Below are 21,649 nucleotides of genomic sequence, written 5' to 3' on the forward strand. Positions count from 1 at the left end.
GGCTAGCGCAGCAGCGGTCGCTCGCCGGCGTCGATGAAGTCGAGCAGGGCGCGCACGTCGGCGCTGCTGCCGGCCATTTCGCCGAGTCGTGCACGCGCCTCGTCGAGCGAACTGCCCGCGACGTACAGCGTGCGGTAGGCGCGCTTGATCGCGCCGATCCGTTCGGCGTCGAAACCACGACGCTTGAGCCCTTCGCTGTTGATCCCGCGCGGCCGGCCGTAACCGTCCTGCGCGACCATCACGAACGGCGGCACGTCGCCATTCACGAACGCGCCCATGCCGATGAACGCATGCGCGCCGATGCGGCAGAACTGGTGGATGCCGGCGAAGCCGCTGAGGATCACGTGGTCGCCGATCTCGACGTGGCCGGCCAGTGTCGCGTTGTTGGAGAACACGCAGTGGTCGCCGACGAGGCAGTCGTGGGCGACGTGGGTGTAGGCCAGCAGCCAGTTGTCGTTGCCGATCCGGGTCGCGCCGCCGCCGCCGCTGGTGCCACGGTTGATGGTGACGAACTCTCTGATGGTGTTGCGGTCGCCGATGACCAGCTCGACCCGCTCGCCGCGGAACTTCTTGTCCTGCGGGTCGCCGCCGATCGCGGCGTGTCCGGCGATGCAGTTGTCGCGGCCGATCCGGGTCGGGCCGTGCACGCTGCAGTGGGGGCCGATCTGGGTGTTGTCGCCGATTTCCACGTCGGCGCCGATGTATGTGAACGCCCCCACCCGCACGCCGCCGCCGAGCCGGGCACCGGGCTCGATCACGGCACTGGGATGGATGAGGGAGTCGCTCATGCCTCGGGCTTGACTTCGGCGCAGAGGATGTCGGCGCACGCGGCCTGTTCGCCGTCGACCCGGGCGATGCCTTCGTACAGCGCCATGTTGCGGATGGTGCGTTTTAGAGTCACCTCGAGGTCCAGCCGGTCGCCGGGGACCACCATCCGCGAGAACTTGGCGTTGTCGATCTTGACCAGGTAAAAGAGTTTGGCCTGAGTGTCGTCGCCATCGCGCGAGAGCTGGGTCAGCAGGCCGCCGGCCTGCGCGAGCGCCTCGACCACCAGCACGCCCGGCATCACCGGTTGACCGGGGAAGTGGCCGTTGAAGAAGTTCTCGTTCGCGGTGACGTTCTTGTAGGCCAGCACGCGCTTGTTGGGTTCCAACTCGACCACGCGGTCGACCAGCAGGAACGGATAGCGGTGCGGCAGCAACGCCTGGATGGTGGTGACGTCGATCGGAAGCTTCACTGGTTCGGTTTTCCCTTGATCTTGCGGGCCAGCTCGTCGAGCTGCTTGAAGCGAGCGGCGTTCTTGCGCCAACTGCGATTGTCCATCAACCCGGTGCCGGAAGAGTACTCGCCGGGTTCGCGGATCGAACTGCTGACCAGGCTCATCGCGGTGATCACCACGCGGTCGCAGATTTCCAGGTGGCCGAGGATGCCTGCGGCGCCACCGATCAGGCAGTAGCGGCCGATCTTCGCGCTGCCGGCGACCGCCGCGCAGCCGGCCATCGCGGTATGCGCGCCGATGTGGACGTTGTGGCCGATCTGGATCTGGTTGTCGAGGCGCACGTCCTCCTCGAGCACGGTGTCCTCGATCGCGCCGCGGTCGATGGTGGTGTTGGCGCCGATCTCGCAGTCGTCGCCGATGACCACGCCGCCATGTTGCGGCACCTTGAGCCAGCGGCCGGCGTCCATTGCCAGGCCGAAGCCGTCGGCGCCCAGCACCGCGCCGGGATGGATGCGCACGCGCTGGCCGAGCCGGACCCGGGTGACCAGGGTGACCCGCGCGATCAGGTCGCTACCGGCGCCGACCACGCAGTCGTCGCCGATCACGCAGCCGGGGCCGATGGTCGCGCCGGCGCCGACCTGGCTGCGCGCGCCAATGCTGGTGAAGGGGCCGACATGGGCGTCCTCGGCGATCACCGCCGAGGGATCGACAACGGCCGACGGATGGACGCCGGCGACGCGCTGCGGTTGCGGCTCGAACAGTGCGGACATCCGAGCGAACGCCGAGTACGGATCGCGGGCGATCAATGCGGTGCCGGCGTAACCCTCGGCGTCCTCGTCGCGCATGACCACCGCGCCGGCACGGCTGTCGGCCAACTGGTTGCGGTATCTCGGATTGGCCAGGAACGCGAGCTGGCTGGGGCCGGCGCCGGCGAGGGTGCCGACGCCGTCGATCGCCGTCGCGCCGTCGCCGCGCAGGCCGAGCGCAAAGCGTTCGGCGAGGGCGGCGACGGTGTGGACGGTGGAACCCGGGCGGGAATGTTGCATGACGGCTGCCGTGCCGTCAGAACGTGCCGCCGAAGGTGAACTGCAGGCGTTCCAGCCGATCGCCTTCCTCTTCGCGCAACGGGTAGGCGTAGCTGATCGAGATCGGCCCCATCGGCGAACGCCACATCAGGGCGATGCCGGTCGAGACGCGCAGGGTGTCGGCGTCGAAGGCGTCGAAGTCCGAATAGACGTTGCCGAAGTCGACGAACGCCGAGGGGCGCGCGGCGGTGCTGTCGATCAGGCTCGGGAAGAACATCTCCAGCGAGCCGACCGTCTTGAACGCGCCGCCGACCGGCTGCTCGCGGGTGCTGTTGGTCGCGGTCATGCGCGGGCCGAGGGTGTTGTCGGTGAAGCCGCGCACCGAACGCACGCCGCCGGCGTAGAAGTTCTCGAAGAACGGCAGGCCGTCGGCGGTGACGGTCTTGATGTAGTCGGTCGAGCCGGTCAGGCACGGATCGCTCGGCGGCGGACCGGCCACGGGCACGCGCGGGGTGTCCGGGTTGTTGTCGTGGTCGACGAGGCTGGCCGGGGTGAAACACAGGTTGCGTGTCACCGCATCGCCGTAGCTGTCGCCGTAGCCCAGTTCGACCCGGGTGTTGAGCACGAAGTGGCGCGACAGTGGCCAGAACTTCGAGTAGTTGTAGTTGATCTTGAAGAACTCGACGGTCGAGCCGGGCAGGGTCGCTTCCAGCCAGATGCGCTGGTTGGTGCCGCGGGTCGGGGTCAGCGCGCTGTTGAGGCTGTTGCGGGCCCAGCCGATCTCGCCGCGCCAGGCGTGGAACGTGCGCTGGCCGATCGCGTCGATGTAGTCGACCAGCGGTTGCGGGGTTCGGCCGCTGAACGCGAAGATCTCGTTGCTGTCGATACCCAGCAGCGCGGTGATGCTGTCGGTCTCGGTGATAGGCACGCCCAGCACGACCTGGCCGACGCCGCTGGTGCTGGAGTACTGCGCGGTGTTGAAGTCGGAGTTGTCGAACTCGCTCCAGCGCAGGTTGTAGCCCAGCGACACCCCGGTGTCGGTGAAATACGGGTTCATGAACGAGAAGTCGTAACGCTGCAGGTAGGAGTTCTGCTGCGCCTGCACCGCGATCCGGTTGCCGGTGCCGAGGAAGTTGTTCTGCGACAACTGGATCTGCGTGCTCAGGCCCTGCACCTGCGAGTAGCCCAGGCCGAACACGAAGCTGCCGGCGGCGACCTCGTTGACCGTGTAGACCACGTCGACCTGGTCGTCGGTGCCCGGCACCGGAACGGTCTCGACCTCGACGGTGTCGAAGTAGCCCAGGCCCTGCAGGCGGATCTTGGAACGGTCGATCGCGGCCTGCGAATACCAGGCGCCTTCGAACTGGCGCATCTCGCGACGCAGCACTTCGTCGGCGGTGCGGGCGTTGCCCTTGAACTTTACCTGGCGCACGTTGACGCGCGGACCCGGGACCACCTGCATGGTGATGCCGACGGTCTTGTCCTCGCGGTTGACGTCGGGGATCGGATTGACCTGGGCGAACGCGTAGCCGACGTTGCCGAGGGTCGCGATGATCGCGTCGGAGCTGATCTCCAGCAGGCGCCGCGAGAAGATCTGCTCGGGCTTGACCAGCACCATGGCCTCGACCTGTTCCTTCGGCAGCACCGTGTCGCCGCTGACCTCGACGCTCGAGACCGTGTACTGCTCGCCCTCGGTGATGCCGGCGCTGATGAACATGTCCTGGCGGTCGCGGCTTATCGATACCTGGGTGGAGTCGATGCTGAAGTCGACGTAGCCGCGGTCGAGGTAATAGTTGTTGAGCTTTTCGAGGTCGCCGGAGAGCTTCTCGCGCGAGTACTGGTCGTCGCGGCGGTACCAGCTCAGCCAGTTGTGCTCGGCCGACTCCCAGTTCTCGAGGATCTCTTCTTCCTCGAACAACTCGTTGCCGACCAGGTTGATGTGGCGGATCTTGGCGGCCTTGCCCTCGTCGATCGCGATGGCCACGTCGACCCGGTTGCGTGGCAACTCGGTCACGGTCGGGGTGATTTCGACGTTGTACTTGCCGCGGTTGTTGTACTGCCGGATCAGCTCCTGGGTGACGCGATCGAGGCTGAGCCGATTGAAGGTGTCGCCCTCGGCCAGGCCAATATCGGCCAGGCCCTTGAGCAGGTCCTCGGTTTCGAGGTCCTTGTTGCCGCTCAGGGTCAGCTGGTTGATCGCCGGGCGCTCGACCACGGTAACCACGAGGATGTCGCCCTGGCGGCCGATGCCGACGTCTTCGAAGAAGCCGGTCTGGTACAGCGCGCGGATCGCCTCGCCGGCTGCGGCCTGGTCGACCGTGTCGCCGCGCTCGACCGGCAGGTAGGTGAACACCGTACCGGCGGAAATGCGTTGCAGGCCATCGACGCGGATGTCGGCGACCGTGAACGGTACGACCTGGGCAGCGGGAGCCGACTGCGCCAATGCGGGCAATGCCGTCGCGGTGGAGAGTGCCGAGGCGAGGGCAAGGACAAGCAGGCGGCGGTGCAGGGGTCGCGTCATCATCACGTCCGGTTGAGGGTCTTGCGGCGCCCGTTGTCGGGTGCCGCCTTGTGGCGGGGTTGCGGGAGGCTGGCGGGTGGAGACTGGCGGTCCGGCCGCTTGTGGCATGTCCGGCATCAGCCCACCAGGTTGTTCACGATGTCGTTGTAGAACGCCAGGCCCATCAGCCCGAGGATCAGGGCCAAGCCGACGTACTGCCCGGCCGCCATGACTCGTTCGCTGACCGGGCTGCCCTTGACCAGCTCGATAAGGTAATACAGCAGGTGACCGCCGTCCAAGATCGGGATCGGCAGGAGGTTCAGGATGCCCAGGCTCAGCGACAGCAGCGCCAGCAGCGACAGGTACCAGGCCGGGCCCTGGTCGGCGTAGGCGTTGGCGGCGCGGGCGATGGTGATCGGGCCGGCGACGGTGTTGCGCACCTCGACCCGGCCGCTGAATGCCCGGCCGATCATTTCAATCAGTTCGCCGGCCTGGTGCGCGGTTTCGCGCAGCGCCGCCGGCACCGCGGCGACCGGGTCGTACTGCAGTTCGGCGTCCATCGCCGGCATCTGCGGCTGCGCCGCGCTGATTCCGAGCACCCAGTAGGCGTCGCCGCCGTCCTCGGGCTGATGGCGGGTTGGGACGACTTCCAGTGCCAGGCGGTCGCCATCGCGCTCGACCTCGACCATGCCCTTGCCACCGCGCTCGCCGAGCTGTTGCACCAATGGGCCGATGTCGCCCCAGCCCTGCACCGGGTGGCCGTCGACGGCGCTGATCCGGTCGCCTTCGGCGAGCACGCCCCAGGCCGGGGTGTCGGGAGCGACACGGCCAACCAGCGGTGCCACCAGCAGATGGCGCGGGGCCAGCCCGATCGCTTCGACCGCACGGCGCTCGTCGAACTCCGCCGGCAATTCCGACAGCGGCAGCTCGCTGCTAACCTCGGTGCCGTTGGCCCGTCGCAGTTGCAATTCGATATCGGCGTGATCGAGCGCAGCCGGAATCAGTGCGAGTTGGACTTCGCTCCAGGTCGGGGTCGCGCGATCGCCGACCTTGAGGATCGTGTCGCCCTGTTGCAGCCCGGCCGTGGCGGCAATGCCGTCGACCTGGCCGACCACCGGCGCATAATCGGGCCGGCCGATCACGAACATCGCCCAGAACAGCATCACGCACAGCAGCAGGTTGGCCAGCGGACCGGCGATCACGATTGCGATGCGCTTCCATACCGACTTGCGGTTGAAGGCCCGGTCGAGATCGGCCGGGGCGACGTCGCCCTCGCGCTCGTCGAGCATCTTGACGTAGCCGCCGAGCGGGATCGCGGCGATCTGGTATTCGGTGCCGTCCTTGCCGCGGCGCGACCACAACGCCTTGCCGAAGCCGACCGAGAAGCGCAGCACCTTGACCCCGCAGCGGCGCGCCACCCAGTAGTGGCCGAACTCGTGGAACGTGACCAGCACGCCGAGGCTGACGATCAACCACCAGATCGAACCGAGGATCTCAGTCATGGGACGGGCTCTGGGTGTGGACGAGACCGATGGGGCGGGAACGGGTCATGTGGCGCTCGCGGCTTGTTCGGCGTGGCGTCTCGCGCAGGCGTCGGCCTCGTGCAGGACTTCCAGTGAGACCGCGGCCGCGGCCGGAAGTGCGCCGAGGGTCGACTCGACCACCGCCGGTATCGACAGGAAGCCGATCCGGCGCTGAAGAAACGCTGAAACCGCCACTTCGTTGGCGGCGTTGAGGATCGCCGGGGCGGTACCACCGATGGCCAGGGCCTCGAACGCAAGGCGCAGGCAAGGGAAAGCCTCGAGGTCGGGCGGCTCGAAATCGAGCCGGCCGCCCTGCGCCAGCAGGTCGAGCCCGGACACGCCCGAGGCGATCCGCTCCGGCCAGCCCAGGCCGACCGCCAGCGCGGTGCGCATGTCCGGCAGGCCCAGTTGCGCGAGGGTCGAACCGTCGACGAACTCGACCAGCGAATGGACCAGGCTCTGCGGATGCACCAGCACGTCGATCCGGTCGCCGGCGACGCCGAACAGATGATGTGCTTCGATGACCTCCAGACCCTTGTTCATCAGGGTCGCCGAGTCGACCGAGATCTTCGGGCCCATCGACCACTTCGGATGGGCGACGGCCTGCTCGACCGTGACATCGGCCAGTGATGCGCGCGCGCGGCCGCGGAACGGGCCGCCGGAGGCGGTGAGGACGATCCGGGCGAGGCCGGCGTGGGCCGCGGCATCGGGCAAACACTGAAAGATCGCGTTGTGCTCGCTGTCGATCGGGACGATGGTCGCGCCGCCGTCGCGCGCGGTCGCCATCAGCAGTTCGCCGGCCAACACCAGCGACTCCTTGTTGGCCAGCAACAGGCGCTTGCCGGCGCGCGCGGCGGCGAGGGTCGAGGGCAGGCCGGCAGCGCCGACGATCGCGGCGACCACGGTGTCGCAGGCGTCACTCGCGACCAGGTCGGCCAGGGCCGCATCGCCGCAATGGGCGCGGGTGTCGAGGCCGGCGTCACGCAGGCCGTCGCGCAGCGCCGCGAACCCGGCGGCGTCGGCGATCACCGCGTGTGCGGGCCGATGGCGACGGCACAATTCCAGCAGCGCATCGACCTGCCGACCCGCTGCCAGCACGCTGGCGCGCAGGCGGTCGGGGTGGCGCGCGATCACGTCCAGCGCCGAGGCGCCGATCGAGCCGGTCGCACCGAGTACGGCCACCTGCTTCATCGTCAGAAGCCCAGCAGGGCCTTGCCGAGCGCGAACGCCGGCAACGCCGCGAGCACGCCATCGAGGCGGTCGAGGATGCCGCCATGGCCCGGAATCATGTTGCCGGAATCCTTGACCCCGGCATGGCGCTTGAGCAGGCTCTCGAACAGGTCGCCGACCACCGAGAACAGCGCCGCCAGCAGCGATACCAGCGCCACCGCCGGCAGTTGCGCGATGCCGGCGCCGGCCAACAGCGACAGCAGCACGCCGACAACGATGGCCAGCAGCATCCCGCCGACCAGCCCTTCGATGGTCTTGTTGGGGCTGATCTTCGGCGCCAGCTTGCGGTCCTTGAACAGCTTGCCGCCGAGCTTGCGGCCACTGAAATAGGCGCCGGTGTCGGCGGCCCAGACCACCATCAGCGCGGTCAGCAGCCAGCGGTGGCCGTTGGGCTCGCTGGCGTGGATCCAGGCCAGTGCGCACCAGGCCGGGATCACGGCGAGCGCGGCGGCGGCGAGCTTGAACACGCGCGCGTGGGTGTCGTGGTCGCTGGCGAAACGCGAGCGACCCAGCCAGGCCAGCGCCAGCAACCACCAGATGACGCCGATCATCGTCATCAGCTTGAGCAGCACCAGGCTGAATCCCTCGCTCGACCACGACGCCCAGATCAGCGCCACCATCAGTGCCAGGTGCGCGACCAGCAATACGGTGCGGGCGAGGGTGTCCTCGATCTCGGCCAGGTCGAACCATTCCCACAGCCCGAGCAGGAACACGACCGCGGCCAGCGCCATCATCCAGTCGGTGGGCAGCAGCAGGATCGCGGCGATCGCGACCGGGGCCATCACCAGGGCGGCGAGCAGGCGGGTACGGGTCATGCAGGATTCTCGTCGGAGGGGGCGAGCTGGGCGCCGGTCAGGCCAAATCGGCGTTCGCGGCGGGCGTAGTCGTCCAGCGCGCGCTGCAGTGTCGCCGCATCCAGCTCGGGCCACAACAAATCGGTGAACCACAATTCGGTGTAGGCCAGCTGCCACAACAGGAAGTTACTGATGCGGGTGTCGCCACCGGTGCGGATGAACAGGTCCGGCGCCGGCAGGTCCGCCAGCGCCACCCGCGCACCGAGCGCGGCTTCGTCGATGTCGTCCGGAGACAGCCGGCCGGCGGCGACATCGGCGGCGAGCGACCGCGCCGCCTGGGCGATGTCCCAGCGTCCGCCGTAGCTGGCCGCGACGGTCAGCTGCAGGGCGGTGTTGCCGCGGGTCTGCGCCTCAGCGGCGTCCATGCGCGCGATGATGCTGGCGCTGAAGCGTTCGCGCTCGCCGATGAAGCGCACTCGCACGCCGCGGCGGTCGAGTTCGTCGACCTCGCGTTCGAGCGCGTTCATGAACAGCTTCATCAGGGCGCCGACTTCCTCCTCCGGCCGCCCCCAGTTCTCGCTGGAGAAGGCGAACAGGGTCAGCGCGCTGATGCCTTTCTCCAGGCAGAAATCGATGCAGACGTTGACCGCGCGCGCGCCGGCGCGGTGGCCGATCATCCGCGGCCGGCGCCGGCGTTCGGCCCAGCGCCCGTTGCCGTCCATGATGACGGCGAGATGGCCCGGGATCATCAAACCGCCATCAATTCCTGTTCCTTGGCCTTGACCACCTCGTCGACGTGCTTGATGCCCTCGTCGGTCAGCTTCTGGATCTCGGCTTCGCTGCGGCTGGCGTCGTCCTCGGTGATCTCCTTCTCTTTCAGGAGTTCCTTGACCTGGCTGTTGGCGTCGCGGCGGATGTTGCGGATCGCGATCTTGGCGTTCTCGCCCTCGCCGTGGACGTGCTTGGACAGTTCCTTGCGGCGCTCCTCGGTCAGCGCCGGCAGGTTGATCCGGATCACGGTGCCGGCGGTGTTCGGGGTCAGGCCGAGGTCGGAATTGATGATCGCCTTCTCCACCGCCGAGACCATCTGCTTCTCCCACGGGGTGATCGTCAGCGAGCGCGCGTCGTTGACGGCGACGCTGGCGACCTGGGTCAGCGGCATGTCGGAGCCGTAGTAGTTGACCTTCAAATGGTCGACCAGCGCGGTGGAGGCGCGCCCAGTGCGGACCTTGGTCAGGTCGTGGCGAAGCGCCTCGACGCTCTTGGCCATGCGGGTCTGGGCGTCTTTCTTGATCTCGTTGAGCATCGCCGGCTCCGATCCTGTGCGGTAATCGCGGAAGTATAGCGAACCGGGCCGGCGTGGCCGAAGCCGCCGGACTGTCGGCAGGGGCGGGTCAGTGGTGCGGGGCGCGGTCGTGGCGGTCGTGTTCGCAGGCGCGGCCGTGTTCGATCTGCAGGGTCGGGTGGTTGATGCCGAACCGTTGGTCGAGCGCGTGGTTGAGCCGGTCGATGAAGCCGTCGTGGTCGCCATCGTCCGGCCGCACCAGGTGCGCGGTCATGGCGATCTCGCCCGCGCCCAGCGACCAGATATGCAGGTGGTGCACCGCGGTGACCCCCGGTTGGGCGCCGAGGAACTCGCGCACGGCACCCTGTTCGATCGTACGCGGCACCGCGTCCATCGCCGCGTTGAAACTCTCGCGCAGCAGGCCGAACGCGCCAACGGCGACCACCGCGCCGATCAGCAGCGCGGTCACCGGGTCCAGCCAGGTCCAGCCCAGCCACCACATGCCGGCGCCGGCCAGCACCGCCGCCAACGACACCGCCGCATCGGCGACCAGGTGCAGGAACGCCCCGCGGCGGTTGAGGTCGTGATCGTGGCCGTCACGGACGAACCAAGCCGCGCCGAGATTGACCACGATGCCCAGGGCGGCGACCAGCATCACCGGCAAGGCCGGGATCTCGGGCGGGGCGTCGAAGCGACGGATCGCCTCCCACGCCAGCGCGCCGGAGAACGCGACCAGCAACAGCGCGTTGGCCAGCGGCGAGAGCAGGGTGGCGCGGCGCCAGCCGTAGGTGTGGCGGTCGGTGGGCGCGCGCTGGGCCATCACCGCCGCGCCCCAAGCCAGGCCGAGTCCGAGCACGTCGCCGAGGTTGTGCAGTGCGTCCGACAGCAGCACCAGCGAATTGGTCGCAAAGCCGTAGCCGGCCTCCAGCGCGGTGTAGGCCAGGTTGATCAGGGTGACCGCGGCGAAAGCGCGGGTGCCGTGAGAGTGGGTATGCGAGTGCATGGGCGAATCGTGTCACGCGGCGGCGCGGGACACTATTACGGCTGTCGCAGCCGCTTCTACAAAACTCAGCTGCGCCCCTGCACCAGCGTGCCGATGTTCTCGCCGCGCAGGATCCGCAGCAGTTCACCCGGCTGGCTCATGTCGAAGATCCGCAATGGCAAGTCGCTGTCGCGGGCGAGCGCGAACGCCGCTGTGTCCATCACCTGCAGGTTGCGCGCGATCACCTCGTCATAGCTGAGGGTGTCGTAGCGCACCGCATCGGCATGCTTGTTTGGGTCCTTGTCGTAGACCCCGTCGACCTTGGTCGCCTTCAGCAACAGGTCGGCGCCGATCTCGACCGCCCGCAACGCCGCGCCCGAGTCGGTGGTGAAAAACGGGCTGCCGACGCCCGCGGCGAAGATCACCAGCCGGCCTTTTTCCAGGTGGCGGATCGCGCGGCGGCGGATGTAGTCCTCGCAGACATCGTTGATCTTGATCGCGCTCATCACCCGGGCCTTGCCGCCGAGCTTCTCCAGCGCGTCCTGCATCGCCAGCGCGTTGATCACCGTAGCCAGCATGCCCATGTGGTCTCCGGTGACCCGGTCCATGCCGCCTGCGGCCAGCCCCGCGCCGCGGAAGATGTTGCCGCCGCCGATCACCAGCGCGATCTCCGCCCCGGCCTGCTGCGCTTCGATTACCTCGCGCGCGAGGCGATGGATCACCAGCGGGTCAATCCCGTAGTCCTCGGCCCCCATCAGTGCCTCGCCGGACAGTTTCAGCAGGACACGGTGGTGGGCTAGTTGGGACATGGGGGCCTCTGTAATGGTGGGCGAGCGGGGAGATTGTACGGGACATGACGGCTTCCCCGTGGAGGACATGAACAGGGGCTTCGCGCAAGTGCCGCCCCGCGCGAGGAATGGCAAGAGACATAAAATTGCGCGCTGCACAACTGGGCAAACCGTGCATATTTCGAAAATAAATGTGACAAAAGTCACAAAATTACATAAACAATTCCTTATCAGGTTGTTGGCCACCCGTTACAAAAGTAATAGTCCCCGGGCCCGTCAGGGTTTTTTCCAATCGTGCCAGGGGAGTAGTCAGTGTCCAAACCGATCATCAACCGCGCGTTGCGCCGCAGTGCACTTACCGTTGCACTGGGTCTTTGCTTCGCTTCCAGCGTCCACGCCCAGTCCAACACCACCGGCAACATCGTCGGCCAAGCCGAGGCAGGTTCCACCGTCGTCGTGGTCAATCCGGCGACCGGGTTCAGCCGTGAAATAACCGTGGGTTCCGACGGCACCTATCGCGCCGGCGCGCTGCCACCGGGCACCTACACCGTGACTCTGCGAAGTGCGGATGGCAGCACGGATGTCCGCAACGGCGTAGGTGTTGCGGTAGGTACCGGCACGGCGGTGAACTTCACCGGTGCCGCGACGCCCAGCGATGCCGTGCAACTTGACCGCGTCCAGGTGGTAGGCAGCTACATCCCCCCGATCGATTTCAGTTCGACCGAGTCGGCGACCATCGTTACCGAGGACACCATTGATCGACTGCCGGTCCCGCGTGACGTCACCTCGGTCGCGTTGCTGGCGCCGGGTACCACCCAGGGCGACTCCGCATTCGGCAATCTCGCCTCGTTCGGCGGTGCCACCGTCGGTGAGAACGCGTACTACATCAACGGCTTCAACGTCACCAACTTCCGCAACGGCCTGGGCTTCAGCAACGTGCCGTTCGAGATGTACGCGCAGTACCAGGTCAAGACCGGTGGTTATGGTGCCGAGTTCGGCCGGTCCACCGGCGGCGTGGTGAATGCCACCACCAAGCGTGGCAGCAACGAGTGGCACTGGGGCGGCAGCATGTACTGGACCCCCGACAGGTGGCGCAAGGCCGATCCCGATGTCTTTGATACCGAAGGCGCGCCCTACAACAGCAACCAGTCCGACACGCGTGACCGCCTGGAGTCGAACATCTATGCCAGCGGTCCGATCATCAAGGATCGCTTGTTCTTCTATGCGATAGCTTCGGGTCGCGACATCGAGGACAGCTTCACCAGCGTCACCGGTGCAGTCACGGACGAGTCGACCGATAGCCCGTTCTATGGCGTGAAGCTGGATGGCTATCTGAGCGACAACCATCGGCTCGAGTACACCGGCTTCAAGGACAGCAGCGAAACCCTTTCGCCTGGCGAACGCCTGCAGCCGCCGCCGTTGGCGGGCGAGCCGTTGGGTTATTCCGGTCCGACCGGCACCGCGGAGTCGACCGGCGGCGAAAACCACATCCTGAAATACACCGGCTATCTCAGCGATTCCTTCACCTTGTCCGCGCTCTGGGGCCAGGGTGAGTATTCGTTGTCCGGCCCTTACAACACCGGGCCGAGCGGCGCCGACTGCATCTGGTTCACCTATGACTCGCTTGCACCTGGACGCATCAATCGCCAGCTCGGTTGCGCGGTGTCGTCACTCGACACGTTGGGCGAGGACAAGCGCACCGCGTATCGCGTCGATGCGGAATGGGATCTGGGCGACGTGTTTCTCGGCAGCCACTTCCTGCGTTTCGGTTTCGACCAGGAAATCAACGAATCCGTCAATAGTTCGACCATCCCCGGTCCGACCGGTTTCCGCTATCTGGCGGAGGAAGTCATTCCGCCGGGGCCGGATGGCGAAGTTGGCACGGCCGATGACCTGGCGCCCGAGTGGCAGGTACGCCGTGACACGTATCGCAACATCGGTAGTTTCGAGACGACGTCGCGCGCGTTCTATATCGAAGACCAGTGGAAGCCGACGGATAACCTGTTGCTCTCGCTGGGCCTGCGAAACGAGCAGTTCGAGAACAAGAACGCCAACGGCGTGGCCTTCATCACCATCAAGGATCAATGGGCGCCGCGGTTGGGCCTGTCCTGGGACGTCGGTGGTGCCGGTACCAGCAAGGTGTTCGCCAACTACGGTCGATACCATCTGCCGGTGGCGACGAACACCAACGTCCGCTTGGGCGGAGCAGAACTCTACCTGCAGGACCTGTATGCCTGGGACGGCACGTCCTTCGGGCAGTACGGGGAGCCGATCCTGGGTGAGTTGATCCGTCCTCGTACCCTGGCCGACGGCACCGTCCATCCCACGGTCTCGTCGGTCGACCAGGACATCGATCCGATGTTCCAGGACGAGATCATCCTGGGTTACGAGTGGCAGTTCGCGCCGAAATGGTCGGTTGGCATCCGCGGCATCTATCGCGATCTCAAGAGCACGCTGGAAGACATGGCGGTCGACGCAGGCCTCAACCAGTACATCATCGACAATAACCTGCAAGCCTCGGCGCCGACCCAGGATTGTTTCGGCGACGACGATGACGTGGACGGCGGCACCTCGGACAATCTGTATGCCTGCGGTTTCGACTACTACGTGTTGAGCAATCCGGGTGAAGCGATCAGCATCCAGGTTGACCTGGATGGCGACGGCACGCTCGAGCCGATCGAGTTGACCCCCGAGCAACTGGGTTACGACGCCTCCGTTCGCAAGTACAAAGCGGTGGAGCTGTTCTTCCAGCGCGCCTGGGACGAGAAGTGGTTCCTGCAGGGTTCGTACACCTACTCGAAGAGTTACGGCAACAACGAGGGCTTCGTACGCTCCGACAACGGACAGGATGATGCGGGCTTGACCACGCTGTTCGATCAGCCGGGTCTCGGCGACGGGTCTTACGGGCGTCTCCCGAACGATCGGCCGCACAAGCTCAAAATCTGGGGCGGATGGCAGTTCCATCCGGAGTTCCTGGTGAGCGGCAATCTGCTGGTGCAGTCGGGCCGTCCGATCAACTGTTTCGGCAACCACCCGACCGACGAATTCGCACTGGCGTACGGTCAGGAATCTTTCTACTGCAACGGCGAGCTGGTGCCGCGCGGCTCAGTGGGACGGACTCCGACCATCAAGTCGCTGGATATCGGCTTGGAGTACCGGCCGCTGTGGGCCGATCAGAAGTTGTGGTTCAAGGTCGACGCCACCAACGTGCTGGGTGAGCAGGAGTACACCGAGGTCTACGAAGTCGGTGAAGGCTTCCAGACCACCACTCCGGACCCGATGTATGGGGTCGGCACCTCGTTCCAGGCCGAACGCACGGTTCGCTTGGCGGTCGGTTTCGATTGGTAAGCGTGGAATAACTAAGTCTCTCTCGATTGTTTGATCTTCTTTCGGCCGCCTCACGAGGCGGCCGAATTTTATTTGCGTGCCGGCCTTCCAGCCAATCTTGGGTGCCAGCGTTTGCTGGCGCTCAAGACATGAAAAAGCCGCGATTTCCGCGGCTTCTTCGTGTCAGCAGTGGCGGTCCGGCTTACGCCAGCCCGGCCTGCTTCATCACTTCGGCGTGGAAGTCGTCGGTCTGCTTCTCGATGCCTTCGCCAACGGCGAGGCGGACGAAGTTGACAACCTCGGCGCCGGCGGCCTTCAGGGCCTGCTCGACGGTCTGGTTGGTGTCCAGCACGTACGGCTGGCCGGTCAGGCACAGCTCGTTGACGGTCTTGGCGACCTTGCCCGATATCATCTTCTCGAGGATCTCCGGCGGCTTGCCGGTGTCTTTGACCTGGGCCAAGGCAATTTCCTTTTCCTTGGCGACGAAGTCGGCCGGGACGTGGGCCGGCGAGATGTACGGCGGGTTCATCGCGGCGACGTGCATCGCCAGGCCGCGGGCCAGTTCGTCGTTGCCGCCCTTGAGCTCGACCAGCACGCCGATCCGGCCGCCGTGGACGTACGCGGCCAGGGTGTTGGCGCTGTCGATGCGGACCATGCGACGGACCTGCACGTTCTCGCCGACCTTGGCGATCAGCACGGCGCGGGTTTCCTCGACGGTCTCGCCGGCGGGGAGCTTGGTGGCCTTCAGTGCCTCGACGTCGGCGGCGGCCAGCGCGGCCTGTCCCACGGCCTCGGTGAAGGCAATGAAGTTCTCGTCCTTGGCGACGAAGTCGGTCTCGGAGTTGATCTCGACCAGCACGGCCTTGCCGTCGGCATGGGCGGCTGCGATGCGGCCCTCGGCGGCGACGCGGCTGGCCTTCTTGTCGGCCTTGGCCAGACCCTGCTTGCGCAGCCATTCGGCGGCGACTTCGACGTCGCCGTTGTTCTCGACGAGCGCCTTCTTGCACTCCATCATGCCGGCGCCGGTGCGCTCGCGCAGTTCCTTGACCAGGGAGGCGGTGATTTCTGCCATGGGTTGGTACCTCGATATGCGTGGTGTTGTAGGAGCGACGTAAGTCGCGATCGCACAGGGCGTCGGGCGTTCGGCGGGTCGCGACTTACGTCGCTCCTACAAAAAAAGTAGATGCGGCCGCGCAGCTTGGCGCGGCCGCATGACAGCGGTCTTACTCGGCGGCCGGAGCTTCGGCGGCGTCGGCCGGCTTGGCTTCGGCCTTGGCCTCGTCAGCCTTGGCCTCGTCCTTCTTGGCGGCGGCCTTCTTGGCCGGCGCGCGGCGCGGAGCCTTGTCGTTGCCACCTTCGGCGAAGTCTTCCTCGCGGACGCTGGCGGCCTGCGGCGCGGCGGCCTTGCCTTCCAGCACGGCGTCGGCGGCGGCACGGGCGTACAACTGCACGGCGCGGATGGCGTCGTCGTTGCCCGGGATCGGGTAGTCGACCAGCGCCGGGTCGTAGTTGGTGTCGACCACGGCCACCACCGGGATGCCAAGCTTCTTGGCTTCCTTGATCGCGATGTCCTCGTGGCCGATGTCGATCACGAACAGCGCGTCGGGCAGGCGGTTCATTTCCTTGATGCCGCCCAGCGAGGCGAGCTTCTTGTCGCGCTCACGGCGCAGGCCCAGCACTTCGTGCTTGACCAGCTTCTCGAAGGTGCCGTCGGTCTCGGCCGCTTCCAGCTCCTTCAGGCGCGCCACCGACTTCTTCACCGTGGCGAAGTTGGTCAGGGTGCCGCCGAGCCAGCGCTGGGTCATGTACGGCATGCCGCAACGCTCGGCCTCTTCCTTGATCGACTCGCGCGCGTTGCGCTTGGTGCCGAGGAACAGGATCATGCCGCGCTTCTGGGCGATGCCCGAGAGGAAGTTCATCGCGTCGTTGAACAGCGGAACGGTCTTCTCGAGGTTGATGATGTGGATCTTGCCGCGGGCGCCGAAGATGTACGGGCCCATCTTCGGGTTCCAGTAACGGGTCTGGTGGCCGAAGTGGACGCCGGCTTCCAGCATCTGGCGCATGGTGACTTGGGACATTGCTTGCAACTCCAGGCAGTGGAACCCTGGCCGCCGGAACAGGTGTGGCGGCTGCCCAGGCGTGAGCCAGGGCGCGGATTCCGGGGTTGGGCCTCCCTGCTGCTTCCGTGGCCGAACCCTTGATCCGAAAGGATTTCAGGGCACCCCGGCACGGGCTGTGGCAGCAGGTGTGTATTCGTCGGTGACGCCCGACGTGGGCGGCGTGAAGGCGCAAGGCCAGCACAGCCGGGGAAGTCTACGCGGAACTGGCAAGCCGGGCAAGGTGACTGCGTCCCGGGGTAGCCCTGCGGTGCCCGGGAAGGCTTAGAGCGTGAACGTGGCGATCCGGTATCCCGGCGGTGCAACGGCGCTGCCGTCGTCCGGCACGATCGCGGGTAGGGGACGGCCATCGCCATGCGCAGGATGGCTCTCCACCGCGACGCTATAAGGGGTATCGGACGAGCATTTGGCTTCCACCGGATCGCCCGGGTGGCTGGAGGCGAACTCCCGCGTCCGCACGTCGCAGGCTTCCACGATGGTGATGCCGATGTGGAGCGATGCGCTTTTCGCGGCAATAGGAAAGGCAACTGCCGTGCCGAGCAGGGCGAAAGCCAACGCTTTTCCGCATGCGTGCATCAACTGCTCCCGTGCGCCTGCCGCAATGCAGCGAGGCGGGTCAGTCAATGTGTCGGCCGGCTTCTCGAAAAGTTGAGCCGGAAACGGTCACGCCACCAAACTATTCCGGTTGCTGTTGCAAAGTTGTGATGTCCGTCACGGGCAATGGCGGGGCGAATCGGACTTTCGTCACGATTTTTCTTTCCCTGCGTGGCCTTCGAGTCAATACGTAAGGATGACCTTGACCGTGTCGCTGTAGCGGCCGGCCTGGGTCAGTGGCTGGTCGTTTACCCTGCCGTTCACGGTCAGGGTTTGCTGGGTGCCGACGCTGATGCCGTCCACTGTATCGACGTCGAGCTCGTCGCCCCATGGAGTGGCGCCATCGGGCTGGTTCAACTGGTAGGCAATGCAGGCGCCGCCGGAGTTGCACATTTGCCGGGCACCCCCAACCGGGTTCTGTCCGTCGTCGAGCCCCACTTGCCAAGCGGTGCGTTTGGTACAGGTCAGGTCGATGGTCGAGGTGCTGGTGAGGTCGCCAGTGCGGGTACCCGACAATGGCATGCCGCCTGGGCTGAAGTTCATGTCGCTGGCAGTGACGACGGTGCAACTGGGGCGAACGGTTCTGATTGCTTCGAACTGGAATACCTCGGTGGTTGAATTGTTGCCCTGGTCGCACTTGGGTGCATTGGGGTTGTTCTTCGACTCGCGGTAGCTGTAGGTCATTCGAGCGTTCAAGGAGCTGCGGTAGTCCCCGGCAGCGGTATCCGGAAGAAGAGACAGTTCGCCATACACGTTTACTTCGCCCCTGGTGTATCCCACGCCAAACCCAAGAAAATTGGTCACGGTGTAGGGAGGCACATGGTGCTCAAGGTGGCTGGGGGGCGCCGGAGAATCGCCCCAGACCTGATTGTGGCTGGGGTCCTTGTAGATCTGGAAGGGCAGCGGGTCGGCGAACGCATTGCTCATCTGGCGTTCGAGGACGGTACCGGGAGGAGAGCCGGGTCCAATGGCGAGACACATGGCGACCGCCACCTCGTCACCCGTCTGGGAAAAAGTCAGGCACTCGTAGCTGATTGTGGCGGTAGTCGCGCCGCTCGGGTTGGCAGAGTTGAAGTTCAGCGCGGTGGCCTCGACCCAGCATGTGGTGTTCGCGGCAGCCGGAAAACTTGCGAGTGTTGTTGCGCTGAGCGCAAGAACAAATACGTAGCGCAGCCAATTCATGGCGAGCCCTCTGGAGTGCAGGTCAGCGGACCGATTCGCGGGATCGGCGCCGTGCTGGCGGGGTAGTCGAAACTGACTCGGCAAGTGCCGCCGGCAGTTGAGACTTGCAAAGTGTTGTGGCTGTCGAGCGCATCAAGGTAGACCTCCCCGTCGTAGCCGACGAACGTCATGGACGCAGGTTTTCCTCTCAGTGCAGCGCTGCTTCCGGCGACGAGCGGAGTGCCGGCGGCATCGTGCAGCACGACAACCGCCGCGCGTACCGGCTGCACGTCGAACTCTACTTCGGTGCCGGCTCGGTCGCTGGGTACCGCGAACATCTCCACTTGGCCAAGGCGCATGTTGGCCGGCAGGTCCATCGGGTCGATCGCCAGCCGGTTGCGTTGCCAGGCGTTGAGCGGGGTGACCAGCAGCAGGCCGTTGTCATTGGTGGTGCCGATCAGGCGGTTCTCCAGTTTGACCGGCACGCCGGCAATGTCGCCGGTGGAGACCACTGCAAATGCGTCGTTGACGCTGCGCGAGGCAAACAGGTCGCCACTCATCAGGACCAGGCCGCCGTTCGCACCGGCGTAACCGTACCAATCGCCCGACGAACCGGCGACGCCGCCGTTGACCCGGCCGTGTTCGCCGAGCCAGCCGGCTTCGGCCAGTCCGCTCGTGCCGCCGCCATCGGCGTGGCTGGCGCGCAACCGCCAGCTGAGACCGCCGACGGTCGGCACCGACTGGCTGATGTCGACGTTGGCGCTGTCGCGGCCGGCATTGCGCTGCAGTGATGTATTGAGCGCGCGACGGTCGCCGAGGTTGACCGAGATGCCGAGATACAGGCTGCGGTCGTCGTTGTCGTCAAGGTTCTGGTTGATGCTTAAGTTGAGCGCCAGGTTGCGGCCGAAGTTGCGGTTCCAGTAGGCGCTGGCGTAGCGGCTGGCCTCGCTTTCGGGGTACTTCAGGCGCAGGTAGCTGGCGCCGAAGCTGCCCAGTTGCTCCGAGTTCCAGCCGACCAGGGCGCGGTCGCTCGCCCGTGCCGGCGCCTGGCCGTAACCGGAGGCGATGTCGCGATAGTCGTCGTGGGTGCGCTGGGTGCTCAGCGAGAGGTTGAAGCGCGAGTTGTTCCAGCTGTAGGCCAGCGCGGTCAGGCCGCCGTCCTGGTCGTCCAGGTCGCTGCCGGCGTAGGACGCGCTGACGATGCCGGCCTGGCCCAGCGACCACACCGCGCCGACGCCGCCATTGCGCAGGCCGCCGCCGGCCTCGCCGTGGGCTTCGATGGTGAACGCATCGGCGACGCCGTAGCGGAACTCGCCGCTGGTGACCGGGCGGTTGTCGTAGGAGAACGAGCGCAGGCCGTAGTCCTCGCGGATCAGGCCGGCGGTCAGCGACCAGTCCGACAGGCCGTCGGCGAGCAGGTTCTGGCTGGCGTAGAACGGAAAGCTCAGCGTGCGTACTGCGCCGAACGCATCGGTGATGACCAGTTGCGCATTGCCGGCACCATTGATGCCGGGCTGCGAGATCAGCTGGAACGGCCCGACCGGCACTTCGCCGGAGTACTGCTTGACGCCGTTGACATACAACTCCAGCGCCGATGGCACCGCCACTTCGCCGAGGAATGCCGGCAGCGGGGTGGTCACGCGGTAGGGCTGCAGGCCGAAGTCACGGCCGATGCGGATGCCGCCGACACGGACCGCGCGGGTCCAGCCGAGGTTGCCGCTGGTGGTGTCGCCGAGGCTCAGGCTGAACATCGACTCCGGAAACGACCACTCCCAACTGGAATCGAGACGGACGCTGTCGCCCTGCCATTGCTCGCTTGCGTCGCTGCGGAACGCGCGAGTGACCGCGGTGGTGCTGAACACGCCGCTGTGGCCGCCGAACGCGCGCAACTCGGCGTACGCGGTGACGTTGCTGGAGCGCTGGCCGTGGTTCGCATAGAGGTCGTAGTTGAGCAACAGGCCAGGCGAGTTGGTGGCCGGCAACACTTCGTTGCGATCGGGTGCGATCACCGTGGTTTCGAGGTCCAGTTGCGACAGCGGTGCGGTGATCGCGACCCGCTGCAGCGCGGCGTCGTATCGCACCTGCACCCCGGGCAGTTGGTCGAGCGCGATCAACTGTCCCGGTGGCGCATCGGGCAGTTCGAAGTCGAGCTTGGCGAGGGTGTCGGCGCGTGCGAACAGGCGGCCGTCGCGGGACACGAACGGCAGCAGCAGGCCGGTCGCCTGCTGGTTCAACTCGACTTCGAGATACAGCGGCAGGTCGGCCTCGGCCGTGGGCGCCGGCCCCAACGCAGGCACGGAAAGCCCGGCCGCCAGGCCGTGGGCCGGCAGGCAACAGGCCAGCAGCAGCAGGGGCTCAACGCGCCGCGGGGCCGAGCGCGAGCGTTTGCTCGACGGCTTCGCCATTGATCCGTGCCTTGAAACTGCCACCGTCGGCGTAGCGGGTCGCGGACGCCGGCAGCGCCCAGCGCATCGTCTGGCCCGGCAACACATAGCCGACCAGGCCCGACATCAATTCGTCTCGCTTGCCGTCGGCGTCGATGTAGGCGAGGTCGGCCAGTTGCGCATGCTGGTGTCCGCGGTTCTCGACCACCAGGGAGGCCGCATCGCCGGTGCGCTCGAGCCGGGGAGCGATGTCGTAGGCGATCGCCGGACCCCCGGCCGGCAGCACGAACACCGGGATCGAGTAACGCAGCAGGAACTTCAGCCCGGTCTGCTCGACCGCCGTGCCGCTGGGCACTTCGTCGACGATGATCCGGTAGCTGGCCTCGACGCCGGTCGGTGGTGGCCCAGTGCGGATGACCCGCACCAGTTGCCGCGCGCCGCCGGCCAGTTCGACCAGTGGTGGGCTGATCGCGAGGTCGCGGGTCGGCTCCAGCGTGTCCTCGCCGTCCTGTTGGGTCCAGCGGAACAACCTGACCTGGGCGCGCACCGGGGTGTCGGGATCGGTATTGCTCAACCACACCGCCGCGCCGTTTTCGCCGGCCTGCAGTTCCACCGAGGTCGGCGCGACCTGCAGGCTTGCCGCATGCGTCGGACCACACAGGCCGAGCAGGGCAATCAGGACCAGTGATGGCCAGGTTTTCGGGTTGAAGCGGTACATGG

The 21,649-nt window shown here is 66.4% G+C and carries 18 protein-coding genes; 1 reads left to right on the forward strand and 17 read right to left on the reverse strand.

Annotation, left to right across the window (positions count from 1 at the left end; all coding sequences use genetic code 11):
• Positions 1–2: 2 nt before the first annotated feature.
• The 11 genes from lpxA to pyrH form a co-directional block, all read right to left on the reverse strand.
• The gene (lpxA, locus tag SNE34_RS01090; RefSeq protein ID WP_332613885.1) at positions 3–788 is read right to left on the reverse strand and encodes an acyl-ACP--UDP-N-acetylglucosamine O-acyltransferase; all 786 of its coding nucleotides are present in this window, start codon (positions 786–788) and stop codon (positions 3–5) included.
• Positions 785–1,237: a 3-hydroxyacyl-ACP dehydratase FabZ gene (gene fabZ / locus SNE34_RS01095; protein ID WP_332613887.1), complete on the reverse strand. Its 453-nt coding sequence runs from the start codon at positions 1,235–1,237 to the stop codon at positions 785–787. The genes lpxA and fabZ overlap by 4 nt, the downstream gene beginning before the upstream one ends.
• Positions 1,234–2,265, reverse strand: coding sequence for a UDP-3-O-(3-hydroxymyristoyl)glucosamine N-acyltransferase (lpxD, locus tag SNE34_RS01100; RefSeq protein WP_332613889.1), 1,032 nt, complete (start codon positions 2,263–2,265; stop codon positions 1,234–1,236). Before lpxD ends, fabZ begins: the two co-directional genes overlap by 4 nt.
• 16 nt (positions 2,266–2,281) lie before the next feature.
• A complete protein-coding gene (gene bamA, locus SNE34_RS01105; RefSeq protein WP_332613891.1) occupies positions 2,282–4,765 on the reverse strand; it encodes an outer membrane protein assembly factor BamA in 2,484 nt (827 codons plus the stop codon).
• Between the two features lie 116 nt (positions 4,766–4,881).
• The gene (rseP, locus tag SNE34_RS01110) at positions 4,882–6,246 is read right to left on the reverse strand and encodes an RIP metalloprotease RseP (RefSeq protein WP_332613893.1); all 1,365 of its coding nucleotides are present in this window, start codon (positions 6,244–6,246) and stop codon (positions 4,882–4,884) included.
• A 45-nt stretch (positions 6,247–6,291) separates the two neighbouring features.
• A complete protein-coding gene (locus SNE34_RS01115; protein WP_332613895.1) occupies positions 6,292–7,458 on the reverse strand; it encodes a 1-deoxy-D-xylulose-5-phosphate reductoisomerase in 1,167 nt (388 codons plus the stop codon).
• A gap of 2 nt (positions 7,459–7,460) precedes the next feature.
• Positions 7,461–8,312: a phosphatidate cytidylyltransferase gene (locus SNE34_RS01120; protein ID WP_332613897.1), complete on the reverse strand. Its 852-nt coding sequence runs from the start codon at positions 8,310–8,312 to the stop codon at positions 7,461–7,463.
• Positions 8,309–9,040, reverse strand: a complete 732-nt coding sequence (gene uppS / locus SNE34_RS01125) for a polyprenyl diphosphate synthase (RefSeq protein ID WP_332613899.1) — start codon at positions 9,038–9,040, stop codon at positions 8,309–8,311. Before uppS ends, SNE34_RS01120 begins: the two co-directional genes overlap by 4 nt.
• Positions 9,040–9,597 carry a ribosome recycling factor gene (gene frr / locus SNE34_RS01130; RefSeq protein WP_332613902.1) on the reverse strand — a complete coding sequence of 186 codons (558 nt, stop codon included), beginning with the start codon at positions 9,595–9,597 and terminating at the stop codon, positions 9,040–9,042. The genes uppS and frr overlap by 1 nt, the downstream gene beginning before the upstream one ends.
• Before the next feature lie 88 nt (positions 9,598–9,685).
• Positions 9,686–10,579: a cation diffusion facilitator family transporter gene (locus SNE34_RS01135; RefSeq protein WP_332613905.1), complete on the reverse strand. Its 894-nt coding sequence runs from the start codon at positions 10,577–10,579 to the stop codon at positions 9,686–9,688.
• Positions 10,580–10,644: 65 nt separating this feature from the next.
• Entirely contained in the window at positions 10,645–11,367 is a 723-nt protein-coding gene (pyrH, locus tag SNE34_RS01140; protein ID WP_332613908.1) for a UMP kinase, read from the reverse strand.
• A gap of 291 nt (positions 11,368–11,658) precedes the next feature.
• On the opposite strand from pyrH, the gene SNE34_RS01145 reads away from it, so the two are divergent.
• Positions 11,659–14,694 carry a TonB-dependent receptor gene (locus SNE34_RS01145; protein ID WP_332613911.1) on the forward strand — a complete coding sequence of 1,012 codons (3,036 nt, stop codon included), beginning with the start codon at positions 11,659–11,661 and terminating at the stop codon, positions 14,692–14,694.
• A 181-nt stretch (positions 14,695–14,875) separates the two neighbouring features.
• Here the strand turns inward: SNE34_RS01145 and tsf are convergent, their stop codons facing one another.
• The 6 genes from tsf to SNE34_RS01175 all read right to left on the reverse strand — a co-directional run bounded on the left by tsf (position 14,876) and on the right by SNE34_RS01175 (position 21,647).
• A complete protein-coding gene (gene tsf / locus SNE34_RS01150; protein ID WP_332613912.1) occupies positions 14,876–15,745 on the reverse strand; it encodes a translation elongation factor Ts in 870 nt (289 codons plus the stop codon).
• A 151-nt stretch (positions 15,746–15,896) separates the two neighbouring features.
• Positions 15,897–16,751: a 30S ribosomal protein S2 gene (gene rpsB, locus SNE34_RS01155; protein WP_332613914.1), complete on the reverse strand. Its 855-nt coding sequence runs from the start codon at positions 16,749–16,751 to the stop codon at positions 15,897–15,899.
• Between the two features lie 303 nt (positions 16,752–17,054).
• A complete protein-coding gene (locus SNE34_RS01160) occupies positions 17,055–17,345 on the reverse strand; it encodes a hypothetical protein (RefSeq protein ID WP_332613916.1) in 291 nt (96 codons plus the stop codon).
• Positions 17,346–17,567: 222 nt separating this feature from the next.
• Positions 17,568–18,566: a Csu type fimbrial protein gene (locus SNE34_RS01165; RefSeq protein WP_332613918.1), complete on the reverse strand. Its 999-nt coding sequence runs from the start codon at positions 18,564–18,566 to the stop codon at positions 17,568–17,570.
• On the reverse strand, positions 18,563–20,950 hold the full coding sequence (locus SNE34_RS01170; protein WP_332613920.1) for a fimbria/pilus outer membrane usher protein: 2,388 nt from the start codon (positions 20,948–20,950) through the stop codon (positions 18,563–18,565). The genes SNE34_RS01165 and SNE34_RS01170 overlap by 4 nt, the downstream gene beginning before the upstream one ends.
• The gene (locus SNE34_RS01175) at positions 20,901–21,647 is read right to left on the reverse strand and encodes a fimbrial biogenesis chaperone (protein ID WP_332613922.1); all 747 of its coding nucleotides are present in this window, start codon (positions 21,645–21,647) and stop codon (positions 20,901–20,903) included. Before SNE34_RS01175 ends, SNE34_RS01170 begins: the two co-directional genes overlap by 50 nt.
• Between the last annotated feature and the right edge of the window lie 2 nt (positions 21,648–21,649).

It is taken from the genome of Novilysobacter erysipheiresistens, from assembly GCF_036663935.1.
Lineage (GTDB): Bacteria > Pseudomonadota > Gammaproteobacteria > Xanthomonadales > Xanthomonadaceae > Novilysobacter > Novilysobacter erysipheiresistens.